Annotated in this window: 1 pseudogene; it reads right to left on the bottom strand. The window is 56.9% G+C overall.

Going from position 1 to position 824, the window contains the following annotated elements:
- Positions 1-485: 485 nt before the first annotated feature.
- Positions 486-773 (bottom strand): annotated as a pseudogene (locus CQ14_RS42705) (IS66 family transposase); the annotation flags it as partial.
- Positions 774-824: the final 51 nt, after the last annotated feature.

Genomic DNA, 824 nt, shown 5'->3' with positions numbered 1-824 from the left:
ACATAACTGAAAAGCGAGCCTGACCGTTCGTCACTTCCCCGCATCGCGTCCCCTAGATCAATCCTGATCCTAGAGAATCACGATCCAAAGTGCTTCGCCACCGACTTCTTCAACAGCCTGCTAGAGCAGTTCTCTCCAGGGGAGCTTCGACGAGATGATGGACCCCCACAGTTGGAAGTGAATCGTCTAGCCCGCCAGTCGCCAATCGACGAATGAGTAAAACGAGCCGTTCGCCGAGCCCGCCACCGTGTGATCACAGTTTTGGCATATCCAGCTCGGCTCGGCGCATCAGGTTCGAGAGTCATTCAAGCATCGGTCTGATCGGCGCCGTCGAGGAACACGCAGCAGTTAGTCGAGAACTATCCTGTGGAGCTCTGATACGGTCCTCGCCGAATAGCTCGCCTCGAGACAGCATTGGACCAATTAGGAGAGGCCCAAAACTAAACGCTGAGCTCGGCGAGAGCCTGGTAAGCGTCGTTCTCAGGCTACGGCTTTGGGGGCTTGAGCGAGGTAGGCCCAGGTAGCTGCTCGATGCCGCGGTTTGGATACCCGTTGACGAGCCTTGTCAGGACGTCGGTCAGATAGGCGAGCGGAGCCGTTGAGCTTGCAAGTCTTGACCAGGGACACGACGACAGCCAGTGTTCGGCTCCGCCGTTGTGTCCGGCAAAGATCGCGTTCTTGCGATTGGGTTTGATGCCACGGATTGATCGTTCGACGGTATTGTTGTCGTCGATCCGGCCGTTATCGATGAAGAGCGTTAAGCTTTGCCAGCGCTAGGTGGTGTGGACACTTATCGCAGCCATAGGACGGTGGCAGCGAGAGTG

This window comes from Bradyrhizobium lablabi (assembly GCF_001440475.1).
In the GTDB taxonomy this organism is placed as follows: domain Bacteria; phylum Pseudomonadota; class Alphaproteobacteria; order Rhizobiales; family Xanthobacteraceae; genus Bradyrhizobium; species Bradyrhizobium lablabi.
The sequence above is the reverse complement of the archived record's forward strand: the minus strand, read 5'-3'. Positions and strand labels throughout refer to the sequence as shown.